The 5645-nt window shown below is 39.9% G+C and carries 8 protein-coding genes and 1 pseudogene; 8 read left to right on the top strand and 1 reads right to left on the bottom strand.

Going from position 1 to position 5645, the window contains the following annotated elements; translation table 11 throughout:
* The first annotated feature begins 249 nt into the window (after positions 1-249).
* The 8 genes from L4D76_RS28325 (at position 250) to L4D76_RS28290 (ending at position 5027) form a co-directional block, all read left to right on the top strand.
* Positions 250-438 (top strand): hypothetical protein, encoded by a 189-nt coding sequence (locus tag L4D76_RS28325; protein ID WP_428444166.1) that lies wholly within the window; start codon positions 250-252, stop codon positions 436-438.
* Complete coding sequence (locus L4D76_RS28320; RefSeq protein WP_428444165.1) at positions 413-1075, top strand: abortive infection family protein; 663 nt, start codon at positions 413-415, stop codon at positions 1073-1075. The genes L4D76_RS28325 and L4D76_RS28320 overlap by 26 nt, the downstream gene beginning before the upstream one ends.
* Before the next feature lie 140 nt (positions 1076-1215).
* Positions 1216-1635 (top strand): GNAT family N-acetyltransferase, encoded by a 420-nt coding sequence (locus L4D76_RS28315; protein ID WP_428444164.1) that lies wholly within the window; start codon positions 1216-1218, stop codon positions 1633-1635.
* Positions 1636-1804: 169 nt separating this feature from the next.
* Positions 1805-2086: a hypothetical protein gene (locus tag L4D76_RS28310; protein ID WP_428444163.1), complete on the top strand. Its 282-nt coding sequence runs from the start codon at positions 1805-1807 to the stop codon at positions 2084-2086.
* Between the two features lie 131 nt (positions 2087-2217).
* Positions 2218-2724, top strand: a complete 507-nt coding sequence (locus L4D76_RS28305) for an endonuclease V (protein WP_428444162.1) — start codon at positions 2218-2220, stop codon at positions 2722-2724.
* Between the two features lie 204 nt (positions 2725-2928).
* The gene (locus tag L4D76_RS28300) at positions 2929-3552 is read left to right on the top strand and encodes a class I SAM-dependent methyltransferase (RefSeq protein ID WP_428444161.1); all 624 of its coding nucleotides are present in this window, start codon (positions 2929-2931) and stop codon (positions 3550-3552) included.
* Positions 3553-3795: 243 nt separating this feature from the next.
* On the top strand, positions 3796-4302 hold the full coding sequence (locus tag L4D76_RS28295; protein WP_428444160.1) for a GNAT family N-acetyltransferase: 507 nt from the start codon (positions 3796-3798) through the stop codon (positions 4300-4302).
* Positions 4303-4457: 155 nt separating this feature from the next.
* Positions 4458-5027: a 1-acyl-sn-glycerol-3-phosphate acyltransferase gene (locus L4D76_RS28290; protein ID WP_428444159.1), complete on the top strand. Its 570-nt coding sequence runs from the start codon at positions 4458-4460 to the stop codon at positions 5025-5027.
* A gap of 449 nt (positions 5028-5476) precedes the next feature.
* Here the strand turns inward: L4D76_RS28290 and L4D76_RS28285 are convergent.
* Positions 5477-5645 (bottom strand): annotated as a pseudogene (locus L4D76_RS28285) (IS110 family transposase); the annotation flags it as partial.

Below are 5645 nucleotides of genomic sequence, written 5' to 3'. Positions count from 1 at the left end.
CCCAAAAACCTGTACACATATGATGATAAAATTTCCCTAAATTGGAAGTCAGCTGTGGGCTCTGTGTGCCCAAAGGCGGTAGCGTGGATTTTTTAGCCATTTTCTCTGTTTCATCAAGCTGCCCCCAACACGGAAATGGTGAGATACACGAACTCCGATCGCATATTTCATTCGTATATCTACCGATAAACAGGAGATATACGAATCGAGTTCGTTGAATAGAATGTTATGTTTTTAAAAGGAAGCAAGGTGGATTATTTACAAAGCTCATTTGAGCGTGTCGAATCATTTCAAAATATCTGTCTTGATCGTGCGACAGGTGGTTTACCTGACGAAAATGAATATTTAGAGCTTCGACAAATATTATTGGCTGATTCAAGTCTAGTTGAACATTTACCTACAGAGGTAGTTTATGCCGACTCATACTCATGCAGTTGATTCATCTAGGCTGCTAAAGGCGTTGTTATTACTTTTCAACAACTACCTCTGTAGTTGGGTAAGGACATGTCGGTCTCTAAGTCAATTTTGGCAGTATATAAAGAAAATAGAGAGTTATCAGCCCCGTCGTGATTTTATTTGGGCTGAATTTAATCAAATCCTTTCAGCTCTTGAATCGTCAGATAAAAATCCAGCAGCGGACTTGATCGCCAAGCGTCTAACAACCATTAACTCTCAATATGTTCACGATCATTGGACTAAAGCCTTAGAACGCAAATCGAATGATCCCGAAGGGGCAATAACACTTTCACGTACATTACTTGAAAGTTGCTGTAAGCATATTTTAGATAGCAAAGGTGTTGAGTATAACCCTGCAAAAATAGAGTTATCAGAACTATATAAAATGGCATCTAAAGAGCTCAATATGGCTCCAGAGCAACATTCTGAACAAATATTCAAGCAAATTTCAGGTGGTTGCTCGGCAATCGTTAATGGACTTGGCAGTTTGAGAAACAAGCATGGTGATGCTCATGGTAAGAGCCATTTATCAGTAAAACCATCAGTAAGACATGCGGAATTAGCAGTTAACCTATCTGGTTCAATGGCTCTGTTTTTGATAGAAACTCTTGAAAAATAAAAACTATAAAGCCATCAAAGTGATGCATTACACTCGGCGGTTTTGGTATGGAGTTCGGTGCGCTTTATTGGTTGAGTGGGGCACACCTTATGGCAAGCGTTATGTATTTTTACTGAAATGGCTATTTTAATGGAGTAATAATGGTTTTAATTCAAGAGGTTGAAAGTGATTCTCCGCATTTAATTACTTTATATCAATGGTTTAAAAGTGAGTGGGATGACGTTGAGCCTTTATCGTCCACAAAGGGTGGAAAAGTAATTCCAAATCCAATTATTGCCCTGAAAGACGGTGAATTGGTTGGTGGTTTGGTATTTACTCGTTTTCTATCTCCAATTACCAAAGAACAAGAAATTTGGATTAATGCTGTTTTTATTAAACCTGAAAATCGTAAACAGGGCATCAGCTCACAATTGATTCATCGTGCTGAGAAACTGGTCAAAGATATGGGTGAGCCTGAGTTATTGGTTTTTGCTCAAATCCCTGAATTGTATTCAAAGCTAAGCTGGCAAGTAATTGAAACGCACGATGATCATTTCGTGCTTAAAAGTTCATTGGTTTAATTAAAACACACAACTATAAAGCCATCAACACGATTTATTACATTCGGCATTGTAGGTTTACTTTAGTTTCAGTGGTTTAGGTGGTAAATTTAGGCTTTGTCGTCATAGTAATAAACGTGTTATGGCGGCATTATATTTTTCTCAGTTTCAGTGGATACAAGGATTTTGTATGAATGTGGATAAGGCTAAAAAACGAATCGCGAAACAGGTCAAGAAAGGCTTTAAAGGTTATCCTCAAATCACATTAGCGTACTTTGGTAAAAGTGCGGATTGTGCAACTGAAGTTGTGGTTCAGTTTACTCTGGGAGAGGGCGCAGAAGTTCAAGAAGAACGGTTTGCGAGTGAAACTGACGTTAGAGAAAATGAGGTTATTCAATCTGCCTTGGTTAAAATTATTGAACGAGCCGATGCCAATTCAGTAATAGAGATTGAAGGTGTTTCCATTCTCTAGTTTTTTGACTTTAAATTGCTATCAAGCAATTGAGTCGAAAAGAAAATATAAAACAATCACGGTGATGCATTACACTCGGCGGTTTATTTGTGGGGGCAAAATTGCGAAGATAAATGGAAGTTAGAACATAAATGCTATTAGTAATAGATGTTCATTACAGAGATGATAACTCAGCCGTTGTAGCAGGACTAACGTTTAATGAGTGGTCGTCGGATGAAGTTGAAGGAAAACACATTGTTAAAATTGACAATGTTGAACCATATGAGCCAGGAAGTTTTTATAAAAGAGAGCTTCCATGCATATTAGCTTTATTAAATTCTCTTGAGAAAGTGCCAAACGTTATTGTGATTGATGGTTATGTCACTTTAGGCAAAGAGAACGAAGATGGTTTAGGGGCGCATCTCTATAAAGCACTAAATCCACACACCCCAATCATTGGAGTCGCAAAAAGTAGATTTTCTGGCACATCAAGCGATTTTGAAGTTTACAGGGGGCAAAGTAAGCAGCCTTTATTTGTTACAAGTGCAGGTATTGATAACAGTATCGCAAAAGAGCTTATTAAGAGTATGCACGGCAATAACAGATTACCAACGTTGTTAAAAGCCGTAGACCGAGAGTGTAGAGATGCAATCACTTAACAAACTGTTCAAGCGGATGCAGTTACACTCGGTGGTTTTGGTATGGTCATGGCTGTGATTACGGTTATCAAATTTGGTGTGGTGCAAAATAACGTTAGCCGCCCAGAGGCTCAGTGTATGGGGTAACCAACAGAGCAGATTATAGGTTTGTTCGAGTCTAGTGATAAGCACACCATGGATTTAGTCAAATAATTGGTGGATATAATGGACAATTCAACAAAATTTTGGGACAAAATCGCAGAACGCTATTCAAAACAACCCATTGCTGATGAAGCGGCTTATCAGAAAAAATTGCAGGTTACACGCGATTACTTTCAGCCAAATATGGAGGTGCTGGAGTTAGGCTGCGGAACAGGTTCGACTGCCATCACTCACGCACCCTATGTGAAACACATTCACGCAATTGATATTTCATCGAAAATGATTGAAATTGCCCAAGGCAAAGCTGACGCAAAAAACGTCAAAAATGTCACTTTTGAACAATCGACTATCGATGAATTCAGTGCGCCCGATCAAACCTTGGATATGGTGTTAGGGCTCAGTATTTTGCACTTACTTGAAAACAAGGAAGAGGTAATCGCAAAGGTTCACAACATGCTCAAGCCGGGCGGATTTTTTGTCACCAGTACGGTATGCCTTGGAGATACCATGAAATTCTTTAAGGTTATCGCGCCGATTGGAAAATTCTTTGGTTTGATGCCGTTGGTTAAGGTTTTTACCACAAAAGAATTGGAATACTGTCTGACCAATGCCGGTTTTAGTATTGACTATCATTGGCAACCAGGTAAAGGCAAAGCAGTGTTTATTGTAGTGAAGAAGGCTAAGTAGGAGTGATTGATTCCTTTATTTCTATCATACATCGTGTACTTATTTAAAGAAGACACGGAGCAAGTTACGCCTCAGTTGGACTGAAAGCAGTACTCGCAAAATAGGCGCAGTGATGTGTCCCCCTTTAACAGAGCAACTAAGGTGATGCGTTACACTCGGCGGTTTTGGTATGAAGTTCGGAACTTGGTCGGTTCAACGGGGCACACCTTATTGTGGGCGTTATGTGCAAAGAGTGAATATGAAATGAAAATACATTGTCGAAAGTTGAACGATATTGATTATTTAAATATGAGGGCTCTCCTGCTAAGAGATGGGGCAAATAACTGGAATTACATTACCGAAGAAAGTATATCCACCCAATTCACATTGATAGATGAAGGGAGAGCATCGGTTGCTTTAGCTGAAGTTGAAGAGGGTGAAATCATAGGTTTTGCAGTAGTCATTCATAATGATGCATTCCCAGTCAAACTTGCAAAATATACTGATTCTTCAGACATCGCTTATATCAAGGAAGTAGTTGTGAGTAAAAGTCACAGCGGAAAAGGGTTGGGTAGTAAGTTGCTTCAAGAATGTGTTCTTATCGCCCGTAATCAGAATGCGAGTAACGTGTTCATCGAAAGGCACGAGGAGAACGCTGCTTCAGCAGGGATGATGCGCAAAGCCGGATTTGAAATTATTGATACTTTTTATGACCCTAAAAAAAGGTCAGCAGGATCAAGAAACACTTCAGTGTTAGCTAAATGCACATAACAAGGCAATCAAGGGTGATGCATTACACTCGGCATTTTTGGTATGAAGTTCGGTGTGCTTGGCTCGTTCAGAGTTGGTACACGTTATTGTAGGCGTTAGCCGAAATCGGACTCCATAGAGTTTTTTATAACTATTAATAATGGTATTTCTAGAAAATGTTTAAATTTATTTTTCGTCTATTGTTTAGACTTCAGGGTTGGAAAGTACGTGATTTACCGCCTTCTGATGTCAGAAACTGTGTAATGGTTGGTGCTCCCCATACGAGTAATTGGGATTTTGTTTTTACAATGGCAGCTTGCGATTATATGAACTTACCTCAGCCACGTTTTACAATAAAAAAGGAATGGATGCGCTTTCCGTTTAACCTGATTCTTGGACCTATGGGGGCGATTCCGATTGACCGTTCAGGAAAAAAATTGGGTGAAAAGCGCCCTAAAATGGTAGATGAAATGGTTAAATTCATTGAAGCCTCAGATGGCATAACCGTTTTAGTAACACCAGAAGGTACGAGGGGGCCAGCCAAACGGTGGAGAACAGGTTTTTATCATGTCGCAATGAAATCTCAAGTACCAATACTTTTAGGGTACTTGGACTATAACAAGCGTGAAGTTGGGGTTGGTAAGATTATTTACCCAAGTGGTGACTTAGAAAAAGATTTTCGCCAAATATGGGACTTTTATAGTACGATTCCGCCGCGATATCCAGAGAGGTATATACAGCTTTAATCGTAAAACATATGGACTTGAAATATTATACATTGCAGGGACTTATCGGCTATAAAACAATCAAGGTGATGCGTTACACTCGGCGGTTTTGATATGGAGTTTGGTGCGCTTTGTTGGTTCAACATAGCACACCTCATGACAGACGTTGGTATGACTCCCCATGTCAAGCAGCGTGTGCATAATCTAACTCGAGCAAAGCCAGAGCCATAATGTCTGTGAAAGAGATGAGTTAACGCATCAGATGAAGCCAGTAATTTCGACGATTAACATGCTGGTATTCGTGGGTTACTGATTGATTCAATCAGCCTTGCCTACCTTACTTATTACGTCGTGGTGCCGGACTTCAGTCTATGCTCGTGGATCTATTACTTATCGTAACAGCCAGCCAACGCCTGTCGGAGGTTGCACCACTAATCGCGGCCTGACCTGATACGCCAACTCAATTTTTATCATTTAGGTATTCTTACTAATCGTTGTTTGGGATCGACGGGGGATAAGACAACCTCATGAATAATCGACCAAATGAATGCAATCATTTAACGAGCGATGGCCGTTACGATCAAGTTGCGATGCTTCCCTCGTTGAAGTAATCGTTGGTATCGACGACAAAGCCTCAGT

Source organism: Photobacterium sagamiensis (genome assembly GCF_050337085.1).
Taxonomy (GTDB): domain Bacteria; phylum Pseudomonadota; class Gammaproteobacteria; order Enterobacterales; family Vibrionaceae; genus Photobacterium; species Photobacterium sagamiensis.
This window is presented reverse-complemented; position numbering and strand designations above follow the sequence as displayed.